We start from the raw sequence: 24,994 nt of genomic DNA, 5'->3' as shown, positions 1-24,994 counted from the left end.
ACTACTGCGTAGTCGATCGCAGCCTCGCAGGCTCGGCAGCGGCTACACAAACACCACGATCCCTGTAGCCGCTGGCGCAGCCTGCGATCGGCTGCGAAGCAGTCGTAAACCAGTCAATACGTTTATCCAGGCCGATCGCGGATTCAGGTTCCGGCAGCGGCGTCAGAGAATCGAGAAGTTGTAGCTCACGATCAGCCGCGTCTCGTCCACGTCCCGGGCGTATTTTTCGTAGTTGCTGCGATAGGTGGCGTTACGCAGGCGCAGGCTGACGTCCTTGAAGGTGCCGCTCTGCACCACGTACTTGAGTTCGCTGTCGCGTTCCCATTCGCGGCCTTCCTGGTCGCTGCCCGGGACCTTGATATGGTCGCCGCTGACATAACGGGTCAGGAAGCTCAGGCCGTTGATGCCGATGGCCTTGAAGTCGTAGTCGTAGCGCAACTGCCAGGAACGCTCCTGGGCGGCGGCGAAGTCGTTGACCTGCACATAGTTGACCAGGTACGGGTTGCTGCCATCGAGGTACGGCATCGAGTTGTCGCCGTTCATGCGCTGCCAGCCAGCGCTGAAGGTATGGCCGTCGGTGGCGTAGCCGAGCATGCCGCTCAGGGCGCGGTTATCGATGGAACCGGCGCGCTCGGCGCCGCTGTCGGCGCTCTTGAGCAGGCGCAGGTCAGCCTTGAGCACGCCCTGGCCCAGCGGCTGGTTGGCCAGCAGGCCAATGAAGTGCTGGCGGTAGATGTCCTCCAGTTCGGCGTAGTGATACTGGCCGGTCAGGCGGTCGTTGAACTTGTAGTCGATGCCGTACATGTCGAAATGGTCGGCGGTGACGTTGCAGGCATAGCGTTTGTTCTTGCAGTGCACGCGGATGTCCTGGGCGTCCGTGGAGTCCCGGGCGGTGTACTTATCCAGCCGCGCGGCCGTGAACGTCAGATCCTTGATCTCTTTGGAGGTGAGCATGGCGCCGTTGAACATAGTCGGCAGCAGGCGCCCGTCGTTGTACTTGAGCAGCGGCAGGTCCGGCAGCAGCGCGCCGTACTTGAGCACGCTCTGCGACAGGCGCACCTTGGCCGTCAGGCCGAGCTTGGCGTATTGGTCCTTGGAGCCCCGCGGGTCCTGGCCGCTGGACGGCAGCAGGCCGCTGTTGCTGCGGTCGGGGCTGGAATCGAGCTTGAAACCGAGCATGCCCAGCGCGTCGATACCAAAGCCGACGGTGCCTTCGGTGTAGCCCGATTGCAGGTTGAGAATGAACCCTTGCGCCGACTCTTCGCGCTTGGAAGCGCCTTGATCGTTACTGGTATGGCCGTCGCGGAAGTCACGGTTGAAGTAAATGGTGCGCGACTCAAGCTTGGCGCTGCTGTCTTCGAAGAAACCCGCGGCCTCGGCCTGGGCGGTAAAACCCGCGCACAGGCACAGGGCGCCGAGGCCCACCGTTGGATAACGCAGTGGTCGGAATGAGTGCAGCAAAGGGAAAGGCATGAAAGGCTCCAGCTGTGCATCGGTAACGCGGACGAAAGAAAGGCAATAGCAATCCATCTGGCGAATCGTTTCTGGCCAGGTGAATTGATCAAATCAATGTTGATCGCAAATGATGGCAGATGGCTTTGACGGGCTACACCCGACTTTAGTCTGAAGCTGCTACAGCCTTTGGCCCTGAGCGCCCTCCTTCAACGCGCTGCCCTCGCCTCGAATAAAGCGATCATTTCCAACACTCTTTGCCTTTCTCCAGGCTCTTGGCCAAGGCGCTATTCATTGGGTGCTTCGAGAGGTTTTGGATCCAAGGAAGCCTGCGCCAGGATAAAAATGGCGTTTTTTTCGTTAAAATCTCTACCGCTCGTCGGATTAATTTGCCCTGCCGGGTTTGTTACCCAGGAATTGCCCCAAGGCTTTCATGAGCCTTTCATTCATGTTATCTATTTGATTTTAAACGGTATTATTTCTTAAATAGGGTTATACAAAACGCCTTCGTCATTTATATAACACGGCGAAACGCCAATTAACCGTCTCCACGCTGTGGTAGTGTCAAAAAAAGAACGCGAAAAGGACTTGCACCTATTCAGTTCTTTAAAAAGTGAGCCATGAAACTCACGCATTACCCATCACGGATGAGGTTCCTCCCTTGGATGTCAGCGTTTTTGGTACCGGCCATGTCGGCCTGGTACAAGCAGTCGCCCTCGCCATCGCGCGGGACATCGCTCGCCTGTGTCCCCCGGGCAGTGGCTTGCCCTGGCGCGTACCGGGGGCGCTCTGCGCATGAATATCCTGATCACCGGGGCCGCCGGCTTCATCGGCGCCCATACCGCACTGCGTTTGCTCAAGGATGGGCATCAGGTCACCGGGCTGGATAATTTCAACGACTACTACGACCCGCAACTCAAACGCGACCGGGTGCGCTGGGTGGAGCAGCAGGTGGGACAGTTCCCGCTGTACCGCCTCGACCTCGGCGATACCGAAGCCCTCGACCGGCTGTTCGCCCAGATTCGCCCGCAGGTGGTGATCAACCTGGCGGCCCAGGCCGGGGGACGTTATTCCCTGGAAAACCCCAAGGCTTACCTGGACAACAACCTCGGCGGCTTTCTCAACCTGCTGGAAATGTGCCGGCGCTATCCGCCCGAACACCTGATTTACGCCTCGTCCAGTTCGGTGTACGGCGCCAACCATCAACTGCCGCACAGGGCCAGCGACGCCGTGGACCATCCGCTGTCGCTGTACGCCGCGAGCAAAAGGGCCAACGAGCTGATGGCCCATAGCTACAGCCATCTGTTCGACATGCCGGCCACCGGCCTGCGCTTCTTTACTGTATATGGCCCCTGGGGACGCCCGGACATGTCGCCGGTGCTGTTCGCCCGGGCCATCTGCGAAGGCCGTCCGCTGAAGCTGTTCAACTACGGCATGCACCAGCGCGACTTCACCTATATCGACGACCTGGTCGAATCCCTGGTTCGCCTGCTGGGCAAGCCACCGGTGCGCAACCCCTTGTGGAACCGCGAACAACCCGACCCCGCCACCAGCATGGCGCCCTGGCGCCTGTTCAATATCGGCGGGCAACGTTCGGTGGAACTCAAGGACTACGTCGCCACCCTGGAGCAACTGCTCGGGCGCAAGGCACAGGTCGAGTACCTGCCGCTGCAGCCCGGCACCGTGCTGAACAGCTGCGCCGATGCCAGCGCCCTGGAAAACGTCACCGGCTTCGGCCCGCAGGTCCCCCTGGCCGAGGGCCTGGGACGCTTTGTCGATTGGTTCCAGAGCTACTACCGGCCGCCGCTGCCCCCGCGTTCCTGACGCGCAACGACCTGCCCCGGCGACAGCCTGTGTCGCCCTTGCGGGCCAGCTGGCCGACGGCGATTGCGGCGCTGACTCACTGCTCAAAGGCCGGTCGCCGGCCCGCGTCGCCACGGGAATCCCTGAGCGGCCATCGGCGTATCCCTTACAGCCAACTCCGCTGATGCCCGTAGGGCGTTAGCCGGATGGGTTGTCAGGCATAAGTAATGGTTATCGCGGACATTTCTGAATGCTCCGGCGGGCGGAAAACCGCGGCCGCCTCGGCTTGAATCGACCGGCTTATTCCTGCACCATCCGCCCCCTGCTTATTCAATGGATGGATTTCACGGCATGCTGGATGCTAACGCTACCCATATTTCCCTGACGATCGAAGGCGCCTCGGTCGACCTTCAGGTCCTCAGTTTCGTTGGCCGCGAAGCCCTCAATCAACCCTTCTGCTTCGATATCGAACTGGTCAGCGCGCGTCCCGACCTCAAGCTCGAAGAACTCCTGCATAAACCAGCCTGCCTGACCTTCGGCAGTACGGGTAAAGGCCTGATCCACGGCCTGGTGTATCGCATCGCCCAGGGCGATTCCGGGCGCAAGCTGACCCGCTACAGCATCAGCCTGACTCCGCAGCTCAACTACCTGCGCCACAACTTCAACCAGAAGATCTACCAGCACCTCAGCGTGCCGAAGATCATTGCCCAGGTCCTCGAGGCCCGCGGTATCCTGGCCGACGCCTACAGTTTCCAGCTCGGCGCCACCTACCCGGAGCGGGTCTACTGCACCCAGTACGACGAATCCGACCTGCACTTCATCCAGCGCTTGTGCGAGGAAGAAGGCATCCACTTCCACTTCCAGCACAGCGCCAGCGGCCACAAGCTGGTGTTCGGCGACGACCAGACGGTGTTCCGCAAGCTGGCAGCGGTGAACTACCAGCAGGACTCGGGCATGGCCGCCGAACAGCCGGTGATCAAGCGCTTCAACCTGCGCCTGGAAACCCGCACCAGCCGCGTCAGCCGCCGCGACTACGACTTCGAGAAACCGCGCCTGCTGCCCGAGGGCGCGGCCAAGTCCGAATTCATGCCGGACCTGGAAGACTACGACTACCCCGGCCTGTTCACCCAGCAGGCCCGCGGCAAGCAACTGGCGACCCGCGCCCTGGAACGCCATCGCAGCGACTACCGGCTGGCCGAAGGTAAAGGCGACGAGCCGAGCCTGGTCAGCGGCCACTTCCTGACCCTGGCCGCCCACCCGCGCAGCGAATGGAACGACCTGTGGCTGCTGCTGGAAGTGATCCACGAGGGCAAGCAGCCGCAGGTGCTGGGCGAGAACATCACCAGCGACGTCACCGGCAACAAGGACGACTTCCACCAGGGCTACCGCAACCGCTTCCTCGCCACGCCCTGGGACGCCCACTACCGCCCGCCGCTGGAACACCCGAAACCCAAGTCCCTGGGCAGCCAGACTGCGCTGGTCACCGGGCCCAAGGGTGAAGAGATCCATTGCGACCAATACGGCCGGATCAAGGTGCAGTTCCACTGGGACCGCGACGGCCAGGCCGACGACAACACCTCCTGCTGGGTCCGCGTCGCCAGCGGCTGGGCCGGCAAGGCCTACGGCGGCATCGCCATCCCGCGGATCGGCATGGAAGTGCTGGTGACCTTCCTCGAAGGCGACCCCGACCAGCCCCTGGTCACCGGCTGCCTGTACCACAAGGAAAACCTGGTCCCCTACGACCTGCCGGCGAACAAGACCCGCAGCACCTTCAAGACCCTCAGCTCGCCGGGCGGCAAGGGTTACAACGAACTGCGCATCGAAGACAAGAAAGGCGCCGAGCAGATCTACCTGCACGCCCAGCGCGACTGGGACGAAAACGTCGAGCACGACCAGCGGATCCGCGTCGGCAACCAACGCCACGACACAGTCGAAGCCAACACCCTCACCGAACTCAAGGCCGAGGAACACCGCATCACCCACCTCGACCGCAAGAGCGAAATCCGCGCCAACGACCACCTGACCGTGGCCGTCACCCAGCACGCCAACATCGGCACCGCGCAATTCGTCGAGGCGGGCCAGGAGATTCATTACAAGGCCGGTGGGAAGGTCGTGGTCGAGGCCGGCGCGGAACTGACCGCCAAGGCCGGCGGTAGCTTTGTGAAGCTCGATGCTGGTGGCGTGACCATCAGTGGGGCCGAAGTGAAGATCAATACCGGGGGAGCGCCGGGGGTTGGGACGCCGGCGGCGCCGCTGTTGCCGGGCCTGCTGAAGCTCGCTGACGCCGACAAGGCCGGCGGCCTGCTGCTGGGCCGCTTGAACTCGCCCATACCGCGCCTGACGCCGCCCAAGGGTATCTGCGTCGAGTGCCTGCTCAAGGCCATCCGCCAACGCCAGGCGATTCTCTCCGGAGCACAGCCATGAGCGATTTGCAGCAAGGCCAGCAGGATTGGGTCAACGCCGCAGCCAAGGGCTTGAGCCTCACGGCCATCGTCGAGCAGGCCCTGCTCAGCGCGCCGCAGCGCAACGCCCTGGGTCAACTGGAAGGCGCCCGCTGGCCCCTGATGTATCAGACCGAGCTGGCCCAGCTGCGCAATGACGGGCCGCTATTGCTGGACATGACCGGTCAACCGTTCGAACGGCTGGTGGCGATCCACGAACTGTTCGGCTCGAACCTGGCCGGCTGGTTGAGCAGCACCCTGCCAGCCAATCGGCTGGCCACCCACCTTGGCGACGCCCTGGTCTGCCAGGACGCCAACGATGCCGTGCTGCTGATCCGCAGCTACAGCGCCGAGGTACTGCCCCTGCTCCACCAGCAAGTCGGCCAGCCATGGCACCAGTGGCTGTTCGGCCCCCTCGACACCTGGTGGGTCAAGGCCGAAAAAGACTGGCAGCGCCTTGCCGGCCCGGCGCACAGCGAAGTGCCCGAGTACCACCCGATCCGCCTGGATGAGCCGATGATGCACAGCCTGCAGCATGACGCCCACGCCGAGCAGCTGCTGGTGCAGACCGAAAACGTCGCCCCCGAGGCCTTTGCCAGCGACTGCCACGGCGAACGCCTGCAACAGGTGCAAGACTTGCTGCAGATCGCCAGAGCCCAGGGCCTGGACCGGCAGGAGGATCAGTCGACCTTCGTGTTGCACAGCCTGATCACCCGCAACCCACTGCACCAGCGCCCCGAATGGGCGGGAATCCTGCGTCAGGTCACCGATGACCGGGACACCCTGGAAAACGCCCTGGCCGCACAAGAAGGCGCCTGAGGCGATGTCGTTGCCGTCACTCGCAAAGCGCTGGAAGCGCCTGCCCGGCCGCCAGAAAACCCTGATCCACTGGTTGGTTCTGGGCGCGCTGGTCGCCGGTTATTTCATCTGGCAGTACAGCCGGATGCCCGGGGCAATGCTCTATGTGCATAACCAAACTGATCGCCCCATCTTCAGCTACTTCGTCAATGACAACTGGGGAGGCAATGCCACAGCAAACGCAGGAGGCGGAGCAACCTGTTGCTGGCGCATCGAGGGCAAGACGCTGAAGGTGGACTGGATAAAAGGCCGCACAGGAGAACAAGTGCGTCAGGGGGTTAAAAAGGAAACCCTTTCAATCGAGATCCCTAACCCTCCCCGCCAACGCAGTGACCGGTATTTGCATGTGCATTTCTTCCCAGGCGATCAGGTTCGCCTGGCCTGGAGTGCCAACCTGGACACACCTTACGAAAACCTCAAGGAAGCGCCTCCGGTGCCTGCTACCAAGGATCAGGCAGCCAAAGCTCAATGAGTCAGCGATTTTCAGCATCAATCATTAAAACGATACGAACTGCCCAACCTGGGCAAAAGAACATGACCGTATGCAGAAACAGGTTCGGATCGACAAGGAGTTTGTTGTGACATCGATTCAATCGCTCAGAAATCGCTGGAAGCCCTTGTCTGGACTACAGAAGACCTTGATCAACGTGTTGGTTGTTGGGGGGCTGATTGCTGCCTATTTCATTTGGCAGTACAGCCGCACGCCAGGAGCCATGCTCTATGGCCACAACCATACGGATCGCCCCATCTTCAGTTATTTCGTCAACGACAATTGGGGTGGAAATGGGGGCATGACCTGCTGCTGGCGCATCGAGGGCAAGACACTGAAGGTGGATTGGATCAAGAGCACGACCCGAACACAGCATGAGCAGGGGACCCGAGAAGAAACCCTATCAGTCGAGATCTCTAACCCTCCCCGACAACGCAGTGACCGCTATTTGCATGTGCACTTCTTCCCCGGCGACCAGGTTCGCCTGGCCTGGAGTGCCAACCTGGACACACCTTACGAAAACCTCAAGGAAGCGCCTCCAGTACCTGCTACCAAGGATCAGGAAGCCAAAGCTCAATGAGTCAGCGATTTTCAGCATCAATCATTAAAACGATGCGAACTGCCCAACCTGGGCAAAAGAACATGACCGTATGCAGAAACAGGTTCGGACCGACAAGGAGTTTGTTGTGACATCGATTCAATCGCTCAGAAATCGCTGGAAGTCCTTGTCTGGACTACAGAAGACCTTGATCAACGTGTTGGTTGTTGGGGGGCTGATTGCTGCCTATTTCATTTGGCAGTACAGCCGCACGCCAGGAGCCATGCTCTATGGCCACAACCATACGGATCGCCCCATCTTCAGCTATTTCGTCAATGACAACTGGGGAGGGAACGGAGGTATGACCTGCTGTTGGCGCATTGAGGGCAAAACTCTGAAAGTGGATTGGATATTGGACGTAACTCCAGAACAGATTAAGCAGGGACTTGAAGAAGAAACCTTGTCAGTCGAGCTGCCTAATCCTCCTCGTCAACGGAGTGATCGATATTTACACGTACATTTCTTTCCTGGAAACCAAGTCCGTCTGGCCTGGAGTGCCAATCTGGATACGCCTTATGAAAATTTAAGGGAGGCCCCACCGGTGCCTAATACCAAGGATCAGGAAACAAAATCACAATGAGCACTCGTAATGCTGATCTGGCGGCCGCCGCTAGCGCCCGTTGTGCAAGACCAACCAAGAACTCTCATATCACCACCTGTGAGCGAACCTTACGGATCGGACTCTTTTTCGACGGTTTTGGGCGACATCTGCTGAAAGATATGCAAACCGGCCGAGCTAGCAACGTGGGCAAGATGTTCCTGGCTCATCCTATCGATATGCAGAATAAGGAGCCTGACCCCAACTTTGCCTATCGCAAGGCCTATATCTCAGGCATGGGCGCGGAGTACATCGCAGACCTGACAGTTACCGCCAATGCCGGCGTGGATACCGCTGGCAGCAAGGCAGCCGATGTGCCCAAGGATGTGGCAAAGGACGAAGGGAAAAAGATCCTCAAGGATGTGCTGAAAGGTCATGACTGGTGGGAGCGCTGGAAACGCGACCTGAAGGACCTGGCCAGCGCCCCCTTTAAGGGCCTTAAAGTACTGAAGGGCGCTGTGGTCGACGCCGTGGCTGAAGTCGTACCACCCCTGCGCGACAACCCCATCATGGCTGAGATAGCCAAGACTGGAGCCAATATTCGCATCGATGGCGCCATCGACTACCTGAACGACGAAGTGAGCAAGGTCAAGGCCTTGAGCGGCCCACCGCTGAAGCGTATCGAATTGTCCGTATACGGCTTCGACTACGGCGCCACCCTGGCCCGAGGCTTTCTGTATCGCCTGCTGGAGCGCTGTCTGATCGATGGCGAGGAAGTGGAGTATCAGGGCGCCCAGGTGGTCATTCTGTTCGCCGGCCTGTTCGACGCGGTGGACCGCAGCCGTAGCGATATACCGCTGATCGACGACTATATACCCGTGCCCACCAGTAACGTGCTGGGGGACGCCAATGTCCTGCCCAAGCAGGTCAGGCAGGCGCTGCATCTGGTCGCCGCCCACGAGCGACGCTTTTACCGGCGGGCCAGCCTGCTTGGCAAAGGCAATGCCAAGTGGCGTGAGGAACTGATGCCCGGGGTCAGCGAGGATATCGGTGGCAGCCTGCTGCCCGGCGAGCAGAAACCCAGCGCCGAGCTGGCCCTGGTCAGTCTGCACCGCATGTATCGCGCCGCATTCCAGGCTGGCGCGCCCTTTCCGCATATAGAAGACCTGCGTCTACAAGGTCGAAAACTCAGCAGTTTGTTCACCTTCAACGACCATATCAACGGCAAGACTGCCCTTGGGCTGGTCAAGAAGTACCAGTCGGCCGCCAAGGCCAGCATCGCCCAGCTGAAAAGCCTCAACCTAGGTGACCAAGCGCCCTTCCTCGGCCATATGCGCCTGTATATCCGCTGGCTGGCGTCGATCTCGCGCCCTTATGTGCAGCGCCTGCGGGAGATCGGCGAAGAGGAAGATCGCCTGAACGCCAGCCAGTATGCCGCGGGAAATAGCGCCGGGATGTTTGGCCGCCCGGTGGAAACCCCGGAAAAGAGGCAGGCCCGCCTCAAGCGCATCCAGGAACTGCAAACCGAGCGCGAGACACTAAGGGCACAACTCGGCTGGCTGGAAGATGTCGACAGTGAAGCCCGCAGCATGCGCAGCGGCCGGACGCGGGATGGCTACAGGGCCGCCGGCACACCGCAGCAGATGCTGGTGTGGCAGGTGCTGTTGGAGGAGGAATGGTTCAAGGAACAACTGTCGCCATTGCCGGAGGAAGTGAGCCTGTTGTTCGGCCACTTCATACATGACCAGTTGGTCCAGTCCCTGGCGCAGCGCTCAGCCAAGTCGGTGAGTGGACAATGCTACTTCGATATTCGCGGGATCGATCTGCTGGAGAAAGAAGAGGAAGAAAAGGAAGAAAAGGAGAAAGACAAGAAATAAGTGCATTCAATGCCTGCCCGGAGTCGGGCAAGGCGTTGACGACCTGCAAGGCAGGGGCTTGTGTCCCCTGCCTTCAAGCCCCCGCTGACCCCAAATACGCGTTTCTGCGCAAAGCACATTTCGTCAGGCAGTTTCCCTTCCGCGCAAATCATTAGCCCCCTACTTAATCTCCGATTAATCCCGCCGCCCAAAACTGTACGCGACCGCGCAGCGCAGAATCCCCTGTCGCCCCTCCGCGGCGCGCTCGATGGCGGTTTTGTCGGGCTTATCGGAGAACGCTCATGAACATGCGTATTTTGCTGGTCGGGGCCCTGGCGTTTGCCGGGGTCGTGGGTGTGGCTCAGGCGGACACGGCCCAGGTGCAGCCGGTGCCTTATCACTATGGCATGCCGCTGAAGGTGGCCAAGGTGGTGTCGATGACCGAGCCCGCGACGCCGGAGTGCAAGGTGGTCACCGCAGCCATGACCTTTATCGACAAGGCGGGCAAGCTGGAAGCCATCAGTTACCGCAAGCTGTCGGATGCTTGCAGTTATCAGAACTGAGGACTGCCCTGCTCTATCGCGTGCAAGGTTGCAGGCAGCTTTGTGAGATTCAGGCAGGGATTTTATTCGCGGTGAAGGTCGAGTTTGCGCCTGGCCCGGGATTTATCCAGGCCAGGCAGGCAACACAGGCATTGGCAAAGCCGCCGATCAATGAGCCCTGGATTTCAGGGCGATGGGCTGGCTTCCCGGATGGTTCGCCAGGTCGTAGCGCAACTCGGCGATCAAATCGTTGATTTCCCGGCAGCCGTTGAGGCTCGCCGCATCGATACCGGTGACCACCAGGTCCACGCGGTCGGTTTCATGGTCGCCATAGACTTTCACGGTCATGTGCAGGTCGGGGCTCAGGGTGCACTCGCAGCGTTTGGGCAGGAAGCTGCATTCAATGATATTGCGCAGTTCCAAGGCAGATAAGAACATGGCAGATCTCTCCGTTGGTGCAGTGGCCATTCAATGATGGCAAGAATATCGTCTCGGGATTCCACCCCCGAAATACGGCGTACGGCGTGACTAAACCTCCCTGGAAGAGAAAGCCAATTCCTAGACTAGGCCGTATTTGCGCTTCTACTAAATTCTTTTTTGCTCTGAGTAGTGGGCTTTTTTCACGTGATGCCCCGATACCTCCGTCAGGGGGATGACCTCTTGCGAACGGGTGCGGCCGACTTCTCGCTGATAGTGAATGGAGCATTAAGCGTGCCGTCTTCGTACTCATTGTCATGCCGTGATAAATCATCGGGTTATAAAGCCCCATCGGCGGATCGCGTCGTGCAGATTGCCGGATTTGCCGTTGGTCACCCGGCAATTTGCCGGAGCGAAATGGCCACGGATTGCATGACCGGACCTTCCCCAGTCAAACTGCCCGGCGTTTCAAGCAACGGCTCCCTCCATTGGGAAAGCCGTCGATCAACCTGCAAGGAGGCCTTATGCGCTTTTTTCCTGTTTCCACCGCCATCGCTGTGCTGTTGAGCAGTCTGTCCACCCTGAGCCATGCGGCCAAACTCGAAGACGTGGCGCCCTACCCCAAGGCTGAAGAAGGTTTTGTGCGTCAGGTGATCCACCTGCCCAAGCAGGCCAAGGAAGAGGACTTCAAGGTCGAGGTCCTGGCCGGCAAGACCTTGACCGTCGACTGCAACCGTCAGCGCCTGGGCGGCACCCTGGAAGAGAAGAACCTGGAAGGCTGGGGTTACCCCTACTACCGCCTGGACAAGGTCAGCGGGCCGATGAGCACCTTGATGGCCTGCCCCGAGGGCACCAGCAAGCAGGCGTTCGTGCCGGTGGTCGGCGAAGGCTTCGTGCTGCGCTACAACAGCAAGCTGCCAATCGTGATCTACGCCCCCAAGGACGTCGAAGTGCGCTACCGCCTGTGGTCCGCCGCGGACAAGGTCGAGAAGGCCCGCGCGGAATAACCTGCGCAGCGGCTACATTGCAGGTGGTGTAGCCGCCAAGCCAGGCAAGGCGGTTCATCAGTAGTTCGGCTGGCGAGTGCTTCGCGCTCGTGCGCAGGCTTCGCCAGCGGCTACAGAGGCCCTGCTCCGTTCTTACACCAGCGCCACCGCGCCCAAGGCCGCGCGCTCGGCCACCTGCCCCAGGCGATCGAAGTTGATGTTGGCCCCGGAGTCGATGGCCACCAGGGTTTCGCCCTGCGCCCCGCTGCGGGCCACGTACTGCTTGATCCCGGCCACCGCCAGTGCTCCCGACGGCTCGGTGATGGAGCGGGTATCGTCGTAGATGTCCTTCATCGCGCAGCAGAGCTCGTCGTTGCTGACCGTGATCACCTCGTCCACCAGCACCCGGCACAACTCGAAACAATGGGCGCCGACCTGCGCCACGGCAACGCCGTCGGCGAAGGTGCCGACGCTGGGCAACAGCACCCTTTCCCCAGCCCGCAACGCCTGCTGCAGACAGTTGGAGTGCTCGGACTCGACGCCGACGATGTGCACCTCGGGCCGCAGGTATTTCACATAGGCGGCGATGCCGGCGATCAATCCGCCACCGCCCACCGGGACGAAGATCGCGTCCAGACGCCCGGGATGCTGGCGCAGGATTTCCATGCCCACCGTGCCCTGCCCAGCGATCACGTCCGGGTCGTCGAAGGGCGAGACAAAGGTCTGGCCGCTACGCTCGGCCAGTTGCAGGGCATGGGCCAGGGCGAAGGGAAAGCTCTCGCCCTGCAGCACCGCCTCGGCGCCACGACTGCTGACGCCCTGCACTTTCAGCTGCGGCGTGGTGGAAGGCATGACGATGGTCGCCTTGATCCCCAGCTCCCGCGCCGCCAGCGCCACGCCCTGAGCGTGATTGCCGGCGGAGGCGGTGATCACCCCGTGGCGCTTTTGCTCGTCGCTGAGTTGCACCAGCTTGTTGTAGGCGCCGCGGATCTTGAAGGAAAAGGTCGGTTGCAGGTCCTCGCGCTTGAGCAGCACCTGGTTGCCCAGCGCCGCCGACAGGGCCGGCGCCGGCTGCAATGGCGTGCGCACCGCCAGGTCGTAGACCGGCGCCGCGAGAATCTTCTTCACGTAGTGCTCAAGCAGGTCCAGTTGCGTGTCGGGCTCGGCGGGATGGTTCATACGGCTCTCCTGGCTGTGTTGAAAGCCCCGGAGACAGAAAGAAAAAACCCGCCTCTAGGGCGGGTTGGGTGCAGTCGTCAGCAAGCCCGCCAATCAGGAATGGCGGTAATAATGCTTGGCTGGGAACGCAATGCGGAAAAAGTCATGGCCAGAAAATTAACCGGCGGGTCGCTGGTGCGTCAATGGCCAATGGCAAGTCGAGCTATCTGCCATTTGCCGAAAAATATACGAAACGTATATGCTTCGTATATTTACCAGGACAGAAACCCCGTGGGCATCGTCAAGATTTCAGATCAACTGCATGAACAGATCCGCGTCGCCAGCGACGCCATGGATCGCTCCATCAACGCCCAGGCCGAGTTCTGGATCAAGATCGGCCTGCTGGCCGAGCTCAATCCGCACCTGGCCTACAACGACCTGATCAACAAACTGCTGCTGAACAAAAGCGACCTGATCCGGGGGCGCAGCGCATGACCCAGGCCCTGATCAAGACCCCGCAACAACTGGCGCTGATGCGCGAGTCCGGGCGCCTGCTGGCGACGGTGTTCAGCTTTCTCGACGATCTGGTCGCGCCCGGCCTTTCAACCATGGAGCTGGACACGGCCGTGGAGCGCTTTATCCGCCACGACCTGGGCGCCCGTCCGGCCAGCAAGGGCCAGTACAACTACCCCTACTCGATCAACACCTCGATCAACGAGGTGGTGTGCCATGGCATGCCCCATGAGAAGGCCATCCTCAAGGACGGCGACATCATCAATATCGACATTACCCTGGAAAAGAACGGCTTTATCGCCGACTCCAGCAAGATGTACCTGATTGGCAACGTCAGCCCCAAGGCCCAGCGCCTGGTGAGCACTACCTTCGAGGCGATGTGGGAAGGCATCAAGGTGGTCCGCCCCGGCGCGCGCCTGGGCGATATCGGCCATGCCATCCAGAAACACGCCGAAACCCGGGGCTACAGCGTGGTGCGCGAGTACTGCGGCCATGGCATCGGCCGGCAGATGCACGAAGAACCGCAGGTCCTGCATTTCGGCCGCCCCGGCACCGGCCTGGAGCTGCGCGAAGGCATGGTGTTCACCATCGAGCCGATGATCAACCAGGGCAGCGCCCGGGTGCGCGGCCTGAAAGACGGCTGGACCGTGGTCACCCGCGACAACGGCCTGTCGGCGCAGTGGGAGCACACGGTGGCGGTGACCCGCGACGGCTTTGAGGTACTGACCCTGCAATCGGCCTGAAACCTCAGGCGCACTTGCCGTTGCCACCGGCCAGGCGCCTGAGCCCGAGCACCATCCCCCCTGCCCCCAGCAGCATCGCCACGAGGAACAGCGGGTAGGCAATCCACCACGGGGTGCCGGCGGTCATCATGCTGAACTCGGACATGCCACCGATGCTGGCGATCAGGTTCAGCGGCAGGAACACCACGTTGATCAGGGTCAGTTTGCGTAACAGGCCGTTCATGTTGTTGTTCATCAGGTTGCCGCGCGCGTCGATCAGCCCGGAAAACACCGTCGAATAGATCTCCGCCTGCTTGTAGCACTGGTTGTTCTCGATGATCAGGTCGTCGATCAGGCCGACGGCCTCGGCGCTGAAATGCGCCTTCTCGGCGTGGTTGCGCAGCCGGGTCAGCACCGCGCCGTTGCTGTGAATGGCGTTGATGTAATAGATCAGGCTTTCGCTGAGGTTGAACATCTGGATCAGGTGGCGGTTTTCCATCGAGTCGTTGAACTGCTGCTGCAACTCACGGGCGACCATCTTGATCACCTTGAGGTGCCCCAGGTAGTGATGGATGTTGGTGGACAGCAGGTCCAGCAACACATCCAGGGGGCTATTCAGGGCCTGCCGCGCGCCCAGGCCGCTGAGCTGGCTGTCGTCGTGGGCGATCACCAGCAGGCGTTGCGGGGAAAACAGCAGGCCGCAGGACGACACCTCGAACGACAGGCTGCCGCCGCCGGAGTAGTTCTCCGGGCGTTTCCAGATCAGGAACAGGTTGTCCGGGTGAAACTCTATGCGCGACACCTCGTCCGGGTCCAGCGCCGAGGCCAGGGCGTGTTCGTCGAGCTTGAAGCCGGTGCGCAGCAGATCGCGCTCGGCGGGGTCCGGATTGCTGAACAGCATCACTTCGGCGTCCAGGCGCTCCACCGGCAGCAGGCGGCCCTGGCTCAACTGGTAGCTCTTGATCATCGACCGTTCACCAGGCCTGCCCGCGGCGCTTGAGCTCCAGGCGGCGGACGAACTCCTCGAGCACCAGGGAATACAGGTCGTCGCGCAGGTAGGCATCTTCGATGCCGGCGTCCAGGTTGGGGTTGTCGTTGACTTCGATCACCACCACCTTGTCGCCGGACTGCTTGAGGTCGACGCCGTACAGGCCGTCGCCGATCAGGTTGGCGGTCTTCACCGCCAGTTCCACCACCGCCCGCGGCGCCTCGTGGACCGCCAGGGTGCGGCATTCGCCGTTGATATCCTGGCCCTTGGCCTTGTGGTTGTAGATCTGCCAATGGCCCTTGGACATGAAGTACTGGCAGGCGAAGATCGGCTTGCGGTTGAGCACGCCGATGCGCCAGTCGTACTCGGTGTAGAAAAACTCCTGGGCCAGCAGCAACACCGAATGCTCGAACAGCTCGGCGGTGGCTTCCAGCAGCGCCTGCTGGCTCTCGACCTTGATCACCCCGCGGGAGAAACAACCGTCGGGAATCTTCAGCACCAAGGGGAAACCCAAACGCTCGCCGACCCGCTCGAAGTCTTCCGGTCGTTCCTTGTAGAGAATCTCGGTGGCGGGCATGCCCAGCTGGTGGCTTTTCAGCAGATCGGTCAGGTAGACCTTGTTGGTGCAGCGCAGGATCGAGGCCGGGTCGTCCATCACCACCAGGCCCTCGCTTTCGGCCTTCTTGGCGAAGCGGTAGGTGTGGTTGTCGACGCTGGTGGTCTCGCGGATCAGCAAGGCGTCGTACTCGGCGATACGCGAGTAATCCTTCTTCTCGATCAGTTCGACGTCGATGCCCAGGCCCTTGCCGACCCGGACAAAATTCTCCAGCGCCCGGGCGTTGGAAGGTGGCAAGGCTTCCTGCGGGTCATGCAGGATCGCCAGGTCATAGCGGGCCAATCTTTTCGAGCGCGGCATGCGCCAGATCTTGCGACTGAAACTGTCCAGGGAATGGGCAAATTGATCTTCCTGGTCTTCGCGCAACTTATGTAAGGCACCGGACTTCACGCCTTCGATATGCCAACCGTTAGTTCGTTTGAAGTCCACCAGCAATATCGGACAAGGAAAGACTTCGAATAACTGTCGCGCCAACTCCTGTAACGGTTCGATATGAGTCTTGCCGAAGTACAGGGTCAGGGTAAAACCTTCGGTATCGCTGTAAAGATGATTGCTCAGGGCCTTTTCCAGGGTTTTATCCAGGTCGTCCAGGGCCAGGCCATAGAGCGATTTGCGGGTCAGTTCGCTGATGGTGCGTACCGAGGGAATCACCTTGTGCCCCCGCGCCTCGGCCAGCAGCGAGCAGTAGTAACCGTGGCCCAGATACTTGTAGCTGCGACACAGGTTGATCACCTGGACCCGCTTGCCGGGCTGGGTTTCACGGGTCTGTTCCAGATACTCCTGAGCGCTGAGGATGTCTTCGCTGGGGAAGTAGGAGGCCCAATCTTCCTTGCGCTCGACAATAATCAGCAACTGACTGGAAGTTTCACTCATCGCTGAAAAATAATTAACCGGAGCTATTGTCGCCGGCAGACTTTGCTCGGATACTCCACGCCAATGACCTTGTACCGCTGACATAATGTTTGATCCGCTTAAGAACAAGACCTTTTCTATTAAGCACGAACTTTTTTGAAAGTCTCGTTTCGTTACGCAACTTTTACGGCGGTTATATGGATCTTGTCTTTCGCATTGCCACACCTGAGGACTTGCCTGCTTTAGTGCGACTGGAACAGCAGTGTTTCACCACCGATCGCCTGACGGCGCGCAGCTTCCAGTGGATGATCAGCCGCGCCCATGCGTGCCTGATCGTCGCCGAGCAGGCGCAACAACTGCTGGGTTATGCCCTGGTGCTGTTCCATCGCGGGACCTCCCTGGCCCGCCTGTACTCGATCGCCATCGCGGTCGAGGCCCGCGGGTCGGGCCTGGGCAAGCGCCTGCTGGAGCGGATCGAAGCCCGCGCGCGGGAGCATGACTGCGCCTACCTGCGGCTTGAGGTGCGCAGCGACAACCCGACGGCCATCGCCCTGTACGAACGCAGCGGCTACCGGCGCTTCGCCGTGCTGCACGACTACTACGAGGACCACGCCGATGCCCTGCGCCTGGAAAAGCGCATCTTGCAGCATCGCGAAACCCGCACCATCCGCGTGCCCTATTACCAGCAGACCACCGACTTCACTTGCGGCCCGGCCTGCCTGCTGATGGCCATGGCCGCGCTGCAACCCGGGCGCGCCCTGGAGCGCCGTGAAGAACTGCAGCTGTGGCGCGAGGCGACCACCGTGTTCATGACCTCCGGCCACGGCGGCTGCAGCCCCCAGGGGCTGGCGCTGGCCGCGTGGCGCCGGGGCTTCAGGGTCAGGCTGCAGGTCAATACCCGGGGGCCGCTGTTTCTCGGCGGGGTGCGCGACGAGCATAAAAAAGACGTCATGCGCCTGGTGCATGAGGAGTTCTGCGCCCAGCTGGATAGCAGCGACGTCTTGCAGGTGCTGGGCGGCCCGCTGGACCTGCCGAAGCTGCTGGCCGACGGCGGCCAGCCCCTGGTGCTGATCAGCAGCTACCGCCTGACCCGCTCCAAGGCCCCGCATTGGGTGATGGTCACCGACTGCGACGAAGACTTCGTCTACCTGCACGATCCCGATGTCGACCACAGCCAGCACCGCCAGCCAATGGATTGCCAGCACCTGCCGGTGAGCCACGGCGAATTCGCCAAGATGTGCCGTTTCGGCAGCGGCAAGCTGCAGGCGGCGGTGATCCTCTACCCGGCCGCAGTGCCTCTGTAGGAGCGAAGCTTGCTCGCGATAGCCGCGAAGCGGCGATTCATCCTGCCAACACGCGTTATCGTTGAAGATTTTTTCGCGAGCAAGCTTCGCTCCTACAGAAGAAGGGCCGGGGTTATTCCAGGCCAACCTTGTACAGCCTGCCCTTGTCCTCGTCGGTCAGCACATACAGATAACCGTCCGGCCCCTGGCGCACGTCGCGGATGCGCTCTTTGAGCTCGCCCAGCAGGCGCTCCTCGTGGCCCACCTTGTCGCCGTCGAATTGCAGGCGGATCAGCTCCTGGGACGCCAGGGCGCCGATGAACAGGTTGTGTTGCCAGGCCTTGAAGCGGTCGCCGTCGTAGAAGGCCATGCCGCTGATGCCGGGGGATTTCTCCCAGACATGCCGCGGGCCCACGGTGCCTGGGGCAGTCTTGCCCTCGGCTTCAGGAATCGGCGCACCGGAATAGTTGATGCCGTGGGTCGCCAGGGGCCAGCCGTAGTTCTTGCCACGCTCGATCAGGTTGATTTCGTCGCCGCCCTTGGGCCCGTGCTCGTTATCCCACAGGGTGCCGCTCCAGGGGTTGAGCGCCGCACCCTGGGGGTTGCGGTGGCCGTAGGACCAGATCTCCGGGCGCACGCCCGGCTGGCCGACAAAGGGGTTGTCCTGCGGGATCCGGCCATCCGGATACAGGCGCACGATCTTGCCTTGCAACTTGTCCAGGTCCTGGGCGGTCGGGCGCTCGTTGTTTTCCCCCAGGGTGATAAACAGGTAGCCGTCGCGGTCGAACACCAGGCGCGAACCGAAATGGTTACCGGTGGAGAGCTTGGGCGCCTGGCGGAAAATCACCTGGAAATCCTTGAGCGTCTTCAGGTCCTCGGACAGCCGTCCGCGCCCCACCGCCGTCCCCGCCGTGCCGCCCTCGCCGCCACCTTCGGCGTAGGACAGGTAGACCAGGCGGTCCTGCTTGAAGTCCGGCGACAGCACCACGTCCAACAAGCCGCCCTGGCCCTTGGCCCAGACCTGCGGCACGCCGTCCAGGGGCGCCGAGAGCTTGCCGTCGGCGCCGACCAGCCGCAGGTTGCCTGGGCGCTCGGTCACCAGGATGCCCTGGCGGTCCGGCAGGAACGCCAGGGCCCAGGGGTGGTCCAGGCCCTCGACCAGCGGGGTCACGCTGAGGGGGCCCAGCTCGCTCTGCAACTGTTGGCTGGGGGCGGCCGCGAGCGGTAGCGCGCTGCTCAGAACAAGGCTGGCACAGACGGTTGCCAAGAGGGTTTTACGCAACATGCACAATTCCTTCTGTCGATAAAAAGGGTTCCGCCCGGGGCCGGCATCGGCCTCGGGCGGTCAGCGTTTATCGCTGCTGTTGGTTACGCGGTGGGGTCACGGGTGTCGGATCGATGATCCGTGGCTGGGTGATGGTGCGCGGGTAACCGTTGCCGATACCGCCGTTCTCCAGGGTCGGAGGGCGTTGCACGGGTACTGGATTAACCCCACGGACAGCCGGGGTGCTGGGCTGGGTGCCCTGCATGCTGTTGGGGTTGGCCCGGCGTATCGGGCTGTTGTAGGGGTTGTTGTTACTGCCGGGCAGGTTCTGCGCCAACAGCATGGCGGACGTTGGGCTGCTGTCCGGATGCGCCGCCTGAGGCGCGGCGAACGCCACGGCGCTGGCCCCGCTCATCAGTGCAAAAGCGACAAGAGCGCGAAGCAGATTGTTCATGGCGACCCTCTTGGATGGCGACGAGTTATCGCATTCGAGTCCAGGCTACGTCGCGCGTTCGGCCTTGTTAATTAAATAATCCGCCAGACATGTAACACGAGTTATCGGCTTGCCCTATGCAGGCCGGCACCCCGGGGAAACTTTCGCGCCGCGCCACGGGTCACCTGAAAACCAGTCGCTGCATGGCGATTCCACAGTCAATACGGGGACAGGCTCATGGCACGGGCAATCTGGAAAGGCGCGATCAGTTTCGGTCTGGTTCACATTCCGGTGGCGCTGGTCTCGGCGACCTCCTCCCAGGGCGTGGACTTCGACTGGCTGGACCAGCGCACCATGGACCCGGTGGGTTACAAGCGGGTCAACAAAGTCACCGGCAAGGAAGTCGGCAAGGAACATATCGTCAAGGGCGTGGCCTACGAAAAAGGCCGCTATGTGCTGCTCAGCGAGGACGAAATCCGCTCGGCCCACCCGCTGTCGACCCAGACCATCGACATCTTCGCCTTCGTTGACAGCCAGCAGATCCCGCTGCAGAACATCGACACCCCCTACTTCCTGGCCCCCGACAAGCGTGGCGGCAAGGTCTATGCGCTGCTGCGCGAAACCCTGCAGAGCACCTCGAAAGTCGCCCTGGCCCTGGTGGTGCTGCACACCCGCCAGCATCTGGCGGCGCTGATGCCGCTGGAGTCGGCGCTGGTGCTGGTGATGCTGCGCTGGCCGGCCGAGGTGCGCAGCCTCGACGAACTGGCCCTGGGGCCGGAGGTGACTCACCCGGACCTGGCCAAGGGCGAACGGGACATGGCCAGGCGCCTGGTGGCGGACATGAGCACCGATTGGCAGCCGGAGGAATACCGCGACAGCTTCACCGACAAAATCATGGCCCTGGTGGAGAAAAAGGCCCAGGCCGGCAAGATCGAGGACGTGGAAAGCAGTACCGGCGAAGAGCAACGCAAGAGCGCCGATGTCATCGACCTGACCGAGATGCTCAAGCGCAGCCTGGGCGGCAAGTCCAGGAGCAAGGCGCCCGCTAGCCCGGACAAACCCGGCAAGACCAGGAAAACCACGAAGAGCTCCCGCGCCTGAACCACGCGGTTCGCCATACGAGGTAGTCGGTCATGGCCAAATCCCTGAGTGAATACCAGCGCAAGCGCAACTTCGCGATCACCTCGGAGCCGGCGGCGGACAAACCCTCCGCCAAGTCCACCTCGGCCCTGCGTTTCGTGATCCAGAAGCACGATGCGCGCAATCTGCATTACGACTTTCGCCTGGAACTGGGCGGCAGCCTGAAAAGCTGGGCGGTGCCCAAGGGCCCGAGCCTGGACCCCAGGCAAAAACGCCTGGCGGTGCATGTCGAAGACCACCCGCTGAGCTATGGCAATTTCGAAGGCAGCATCCCCGCCGGGCAATACGGCGCCGGCGACGTGATCGTCTGGGACCATGGCGTCTGGCAACCCCATGACGACCCCGCCGCCAGCTACCGGGCGGGCAAGCTCAAGTTCACCCTGATCGGCGAGAAGCTTGGCGGCGACTGGACCCTGGTGCGCACCCATATGCGCGGCAGCGGCGACAAGGAACAGTGGCTGCTGATCAAGGAGCAGGATGCCCAGGCGCGACCGAGCGACGAGTACGACGTGGTCCGGGCCCTGCCCAGAAGCGTGCTCAGCGGTGCCACGGTGGGCGACAGCACGGCCGCCAGCACCAAACCCCAGGCCGCAAAAAAAGCCGCGAAGAAACCATCGGGGAAAAAAGCCGTGGTCCTGCCGCAAAGCCTGGCGCCGCAGCTGGCAACCCTGGTGGACAAGGCGCCCAGCGGCGACTGGCGCTACGAGATCAAGTTCGACGGCTACCGGATCCTGGCGCGAATCCAGGACGACGAGGTGCGCCTGCTGACCCGCAACGGCCACGACTGGACCAGCCGCCTGCCCCAGCAAGCCAAGGCCCTGGCCGCCCTGAAGCTCAAGGACAGCTGGCTGGACGGCGAAATGGTAGTGCTCAACGACGAAGGCCTGCCGGACTTCCAGGCGCTGCAGAACGCCTTCGATATCGGCCGCAGCGTGGACATCATCTATTACCTGTTCGATGCGCCTTTTCTGCAGGGCGAGGACTTGCGCGAAACGCCGGTGGAGGAACGCCGTCAGGCCCTCAAGCAGGCGCTCGGGCGCAAATCGAGCAAGGTCCTGCGCTTTTCCGAAGCCTTTGCCGCCCACCACCAGGACGTCCTCGAAAGTGCCTGCGCCCTGTCCCTCGAGGGAGTGATCGGCAAGCGGGCCGGCAGCCCCTATGTGTCGCGCCGCAGCGCCGACTGGATCAAGCTCAAATGCCGGCTGCGCCAGGAGTTCGTGGTGGTCGGCTATACCCGCCCGCAAGGTTCGCGCAGCGGTTTTGGCGCCCTGCTGCTGGGGGTCAACGACGCGAGCGGGCTGGTGTACGCCGGCCGGGTCGGCACCGGTTTCGACCAGAAGACCTTGAAGCAGCTGCATGAGCGGATGCAGGAACTTGAGCGGGATTCATCGCCTTTGGCCAAGCCCCTGACCGCGGCCCAGGCCCGCGGCGTGCACTGGATCGAACCGCAACTGGTGGCCGAAGCCGAGTTCGCCGAGTGGACCCGCGAACAGGTGGTGCGCCAGGCGGCGTTCATCGCCCTGCGCAGCGATAAGCCGGCCAGCGAAATCGTCCGCGAGCAGCCGCAGACCTCCAAGGCCGTCGAAACCCGCAGCCGGAGCACGCCCGCCCGTTCGGATAAGGCGGCCGCTCACAGCGTCGCCGGGGTCAAGATCACCCACCCGGATCGGGTCATCGACAAGCAGTCTGGCACCACCAAACTGCAACTGGCGCAGTTCTACGCCAGCATCGACCAGCAGATCCTGCCGCACCTGCGCGACCGCCCGGTGTCCTTGCTGCGGGCCCCTGAAGGGGTGGAAGGCGAGCAGTTTTTCCAGAAACATGCCGAGCACCTGGCCATCCCCCATATCCGCCACCTCGACCCGGCGCTGGACCCCGGCCACGCGCGCCTGATGGAAATCGACAGTACTGCGGCGCTGATCGGCGCGGTGCAGATGGGCACCATCGAGTTGCACACCTGGGGCGCGACCCACGACCAGATCGAAACCCCGGACCTGTTCGTGCTCGACCTCGACCCGGACCCGGCCCTGCCCTGGAAAAGCATGCTGGAAGCCACCCAACTGACCCTGTCGGTGCTCGATGAGCTGGGCCTGCAGGCCTTCCTGAAAACCAGCGGCGGCAAAGGCATGCACCTGATCGTGCCGCTGGCGCGCAAGGCCGACTGGGAAACGGTCAAGGGTTTCGCCAAGGCCATCGCGCAATTCATGGCGCAGCAGTTGCCGGAGCGCATCACCGCGACCATGGGCCCGAAAAACCGGGTCGGCAAGATCTTCGTCGATTACCTGCGCAATACCCGTGGCGCCAGCACCGTGGCCGCCTATTCGGTACGGGCCCGCCCCGGGCTGCCGGTCTCGGTGCCTATCGCGCGGGATGAGCTGGGCGATGTCCGGCATGCCCAGCAGTGGAATGTGGCGAACCTGAGTCAGCGCCTGGAGGCCTTGACCGAGGATCCGTGGCACGGCTACGCCCATCGGCAGCGGATCACCGCGAAGATGTGGCAGCAATTGGGGGCGGACAAGCCTTGAGGAAATGATTGCGGGCAAGCCTCGTTCCTGCAGAGCCCATGCAGGAGCGAGGCTTGCCCGCAATCAGCGATTCGCCGTGCGGCAAATCAGATGAAGATGAACAGCAGCAACAGCGCAGCGAAGATCGCCCACTTTTCCAGGTAATAAAGCTTGCGGTTGCGCTTTTTCAGCTCTTTACCGCGCAGGCGGATCTTGTACAGCTTGGTGAAGGCGCGGTTCAGGCCCCCGGTGCGGTCGCCGGCATCGTTGGGCGAACCGGCGGCGGCCATCACGGTGCGGCTGAACCAGCGGTTGAAGGCGGCGGCCCAGCGGTACTTCATCGGCCGCTCGACGTCACAGAACAGGATGATGCGGTTCTGCTCGGTGGTGTTTTCCGCGTAGTGGATGTAGGTCTCGTCGAACATCACCGCTTCGCCGTCGCGCCAGTGATAGTGCTCACCGTCGACATTGATGTAGCAACCGGCGCTGTTGGGCGTTTCCAGGCCCAGGTGGTAACGGTAGGAACCGGCATAAGGGTCGCGGTGGCGCACCAGTTTCGAACCCGGCGGCAGTTCGGCGAACATCGCCGCCTTGATCGAGCCGATGCTTTGCACCAGTTCGGTGGTCCGTGGGCACAGCTTCATCGCCGAAGGATGGCTGTCGCCGTACCACTTGAGGTAGAAGCGCTTCCAGCCGGTCTTGAAGAATGAGTTGAAGCCGACGTCGTCGTACTGCTCCGAACGCTTGATCTCCCCGGCCCTGAGCAGGCTCTGGCCCTCGGCGCGGATTTCTTCCCAGTGGGCCTGCAACGGGCTCAGGTCGGGAAAGTCGGCCGGATCGAGGTACGGGCGGTTGGGGATCTTCGAGAACAGATAAAGGAAGCAGTTGATCGGGGCCAGGAAGGTCGAGTGATCACTCAGCTGGCGGCCCAGTTTATGGCGCACGCGACCACGCAGGTGCACATACGCGATGGATAAAACGTAAACAGCGGCAATGATGAGTTTCACGGAAATCGTCACATGTCAGAAGAGAACATACTGCGCCCCCACGTAGGCCACCTGGGCCGGGGTCATATGCAGCGTCCGAAAGCGATAAGAGGTCCTGAAGGCACGTCCCTGAGCCCATGCCAATGATGGCATGTGGCAACTGGTCGGCATTTTAGCCACAGTTTGTAACCAAAGGTTAACTCCGATTTGTGAAAATGTGTCCGTCCGCTATTCCACGACTTAAGTCGCATTGCCCGGAACAAATCCGCAGCGGCGATTTTTACAATGCCTGACGCTTACCGGCCTGGATGAAAAATCCGTGGGTCACTGTCATACAACTGCCGGCGCACATATGCGACAATGCGCGCCAAATTCCAACATGACCTCCCACCTTTATTGCCCAGCAACTTGGCCATAGCGTCCAGATGTTGCTGTCTACTTATGCTCGCTGGCTCGACCCTGGCTCGACCCTGGCGAAATGGAAAAGCTCCAGAATGCCCCGGGAATGGCCCAAGAGCCCACACGATGCTCGCAACCCCTTGATAGGTAAAGTA

The 24,994-nt window shown here is 61.7% G+C and carries 21 protein-coding genes and 2 pseudogenes; 15 read left to right on the top strand and 8 right to left on the bottom strand.

All coding sequences use genetic code 11. The features are described from left to right. Nucleotides 1-162: 162 nt before the first annotated feature. Nucleotides 163-1,473 (bottom strand): OprD family porin, encoded by a 1,311-nt coding sequence (locus tag BM019_RS15145; protein WP_092418756.1) that lies wholly within the window; start codon nt 1,471-1,473, stop codon nt 163-165. 774 nt (nt 1,474-2,247) lie between these two features. Between BM019_RS15145 and BM019_RS15140 the strand changes: the two genes are divergently transcribed. The 8 genes from BM019_RS15140 to BM019_RS15105 all read left to right on the top strand — a co-directional run bounded on the left by BM019_RS15140 (nt 2,248) and on the right by BM019_RS15105 (nt 10,599). Continuing rightward, nucleotides 2,248-3,276 (top strand): NAD-dependent epimerase/dehydratase family protein, encoded by a 1,029-nt coding sequence (locus tag BM019_RS15140; protein WP_092418755.1) that lies wholly within the window; start codon nt 2,248-2,250, stop codon nt 3,274-3,276. Between the two features lie 330 nt (nt 3,277-3,606). Next, a complete protein-coding gene (locus tag BM019_RS15135) occupies nt 3,607-5,679 on the top strand; it encodes a type VI secretion system Vgr family protein (protein ID WP_092418754.1) in 2,073 nt (690 codons plus the stop codon). Beyond that, the gene (locus BM019_RS15130; RefSeq protein WP_092418753.1) at nt 5,676-6,515 is read left to right on the top strand and encodes a DUF4123 domain-containing protein; all 840 of its coding nucleotides are present in this window, start codon (nt 5,676-5,678) and stop codon (nt 6,513-6,515) included. Before BM019_RS15135 ends, BM019_RS15130 begins: the two co-directional genes overlap by 4 nt. A gap of 4 nt (nt 6,516-6,519) precedes the next feature. Beyond that, entirely contained in the window at nt 6,520-7,026 is a 507-nt protein-coding gene (locus BM019_RS15125) for a DUF3304 domain-containing protein (RefSeq protein WP_092418752.1), read from the top strand. 70 nt (nt 7,027-7,096) lie between these two features. Further along, nucleotides 7,097-7,624, top strand: a complete 528-nt coding sequence (locus tag BM019_RS15120; protein WP_092418751.1) for a DUF3304 domain-containing protein — start codon at nt 7,097-7,099, stop codon at nt 7,622-7,624. Nucleotides 7,625-7,694: 70 nt separating this feature from the next. Further along, entirely contained in the window at nt 7,695-8,222 is a 528-nt protein-coding gene (locus BM019_RS15115) for a DUF3304 domain-containing protein (protein WP_175510655.1), read from the top strand. A 173-nt stretch (nt 8,223-8,395) separates the two neighbouring features. Beyond that, entirely contained in the window at nt 8,396-10,057 is a 1,662-nt protein-coding gene (locus BM019_RS15110; RefSeq protein WP_239691085.1) for a DUF2235 domain-containing protein, read from the top strand. Nucleotides 10,058-10,338: 281 nt separating this feature from the next. After that, nucleotides 10,339-10,599, top strand: coding sequence for a DUF2790 domain-containing protein (locus BM019_RS15105; RefSeq protein ID WP_092418750.1), 261 nt, complete (start codon nt 10,339-10,341; stop codon nt 10,597-10,599). A 147-nt stretch (nt 10,600-10,746) separates the two neighbouring features. Here the strand turns inward: BM019_RS15105 and BM019_RS15100 are convergent, their stop codons facing one another. Then, on the bottom strand, nt 10,747-11,016 hold the full coding sequence (locus tag BM019_RS15100) for a DUF1652 domain-containing protein (protein ID WP_007926398.1): 270 nt from the start codon (nt 11,014-11,016) through the stop codon (nt 10,747-10,749). A gap of 503 nt (nt 11,017-11,519) precedes the next feature. Here BM019_RS15100 and eco point away from each other — a divergent pair. Then, nucleotides 11,520-12,002, top strand: a complete 483-nt coding sequence (gene eco / locus BM019_RS15095) for a serine protease inhibitor ecotin (RefSeq protein ID WP_092418749.1) — start codon at nt 11,520-11,522, stop codon at nt 12,000-12,002. 150 nt (nt 12,003-12,152) lie between these two features. On the opposite strand, the pseudogene ilvA reads toward eco, so the two are convergent. After that, nucleotides 12,153-13,160, bottom strand: a pseudogene (ilvA, locus tag BM019_RS15090) (threonine ammonia-lyase, biosynthetic); the annotation flags it as partial. Nucleotides 13,161-13,430: 270 nt separating this feature from the next. On the opposite strand from ilvA, the gene BM019_RS15085 reads away from it, so the two are divergent. Together BM019_RS15085 and map are read left to right on the top strand one after the other, a co-directional pair. Continuing rightward, on the top strand, nt 13,431-13,634 hold the full coding sequence (locus BM019_RS15085) for a ParD-like family protein (RefSeq protein ID WP_007926402.1): 204 nt from the start codon (nt 13,431-13,433) through the stop codon (nt 13,632-13,634). Beyond that, a complete protein-coding gene (gene map / locus BM019_RS15080; protein ID WP_092418747.1) occupies nt 13,631-14,395 on the top strand; it encodes a type I methionyl aminopeptidase in 765 nt (254 codons plus the stop codon). The genes BM019_RS15085 and map overlap by 4 nt, the downstream gene beginning before the upstream one ends. A gap of 4 nt (nt 14,396-14,399) precedes the next feature. Here the strand turns inward: map and BM019_RS15075 are convergent, their stop codons facing one another. Together BM019_RS15075 and BM019_RS15070 are read right to left on the bottom strand one after the other, a co-directional pair. After that, entirely contained in the window at nt 14,400-15,341 is a 942-nt protein-coding gene (locus BM019_RS15075; protein WP_009043788.1) for a magnesium transporter CorA family protein, read from the bottom strand. A gap of 7 nt (nt 15,342-15,348) precedes the next feature. Beyond that, entirely contained in the window at nt 15,349-16,851 is a 1,503-nt protein-coding gene (locus tag BM019_RS15070; RefSeq protein ID WP_164485839.1) for a RimK family protein, read from the bottom strand. A gap of 176 nt (nt 16,852-17,027) precedes the next feature. Between BM019_RS15070 and rimI the strand changes: the two genes are divergently transcribed. Then, entirely contained in the window at nt 17,028-18,134 is a 1,107-nt protein-coding gene (gene rimI, locus BM019_RS15065) for a ribosomal protein S18-alanine N-acetyltransferase (protein WP_092418745.1), read from the top strand. Between the two features lie 112 nt (nt 18,135-18,246). On the opposite strand, the gene BM019_RS15060 is transcribed toward rimI, so the two are convergent. Further along, nucleotides 18,247-19,398 (bottom strand): PQQ-dependent sugar dehydrogenase, encoded by a 1,152-nt coding sequence (locus tag BM019_RS15060; RefSeq protein ID WP_092418744.1) that lies wholly within the window; start codon nt 19,396-19,398, stop codon nt 18,247-18,249. A gap of 67 nt (nt 19,399-19,465) precedes the next feature. Further along, the gene (locus BM019_RS15055) at nt 19,466-19,831 is read right to left on the bottom strand and encodes a hypothetical protein (RefSeq protein WP_085530915.1); all 366 of its coding nucleotides are present in this window, start codon (nt 19,829-19,831) and stop codon (nt 19,466-19,468) included. A 216-nt stretch (nt 19,832-20,047) separates the two neighbouring features. Here BM019_RS15055 and BM019_RS15050 point away from each other — a divergent pair, with 216 nt between their 5' ends. After that, the gene (locus BM019_RS15050) at nt 20,048-20,911 is read left to right on the top strand and encodes a non-homologous end joining protein Ku (protein ID WP_092418743.1); all 864 of its coding nucleotides are present in this window, start codon (nt 20,048-20,050) and stop codon (nt 20,909-20,911) included. A gap of 32 nt (nt 20,912-20,943) precedes the next feature. Continuing rightward, on the top strand, nt 20,944-23,475 hold the full coding sequence (gene ligD / locus BM019_RS15045) for a DNA ligase D (RefSeq protein ID WP_092418742.1): 2,532 nt from the start codon (nt 20,944-20,946) through the stop codon (nt 23,473-23,475). A gap of 86 nt (nt 23,476-23,561) precedes the next feature. Here ligD and lpxO read toward each other — a convergent pair whose 3' ends face one another. Continuing rightward, a complete protein-coding gene (gene lpxO, locus BM019_RS15040; RefSeq protein ID WP_009043781.1) occupies nt 23,562-24,461 on the bottom strand; it encodes a lipid A hydroxylase LpxO in 900 nt (299 codons plus the stop codon). 312 nt (nt 24,462-24,773) lie between these two features. Between lpxO and BM019_RS31030 the strand changes: the two are divergent. Continuing rightward, nucleotides 24,774-24,990: pseudogene (locus BM019_RS31030) on the top strand (integrase); the annotation flags it as partial. Nucleotides 24,991-24,994 lie beyond the last annotated feature (4 nt).

The sequence above is a fragment of the Pseudomonas sp. NFPP07 genome (assembly GCF_900115645.1).
GTDB lineage: Bacteria > Pseudomonadota > Gammaproteobacteria > Pseudomonadales > Pseudomonadaceae > Aquipseudomonas > Aquipseudomonas chlororaphis.
The sequence above is the reverse complement of the archived record's forward strand: the minus strand, read 5'-3'. Positions and strand labels throughout refer to the sequence as shown.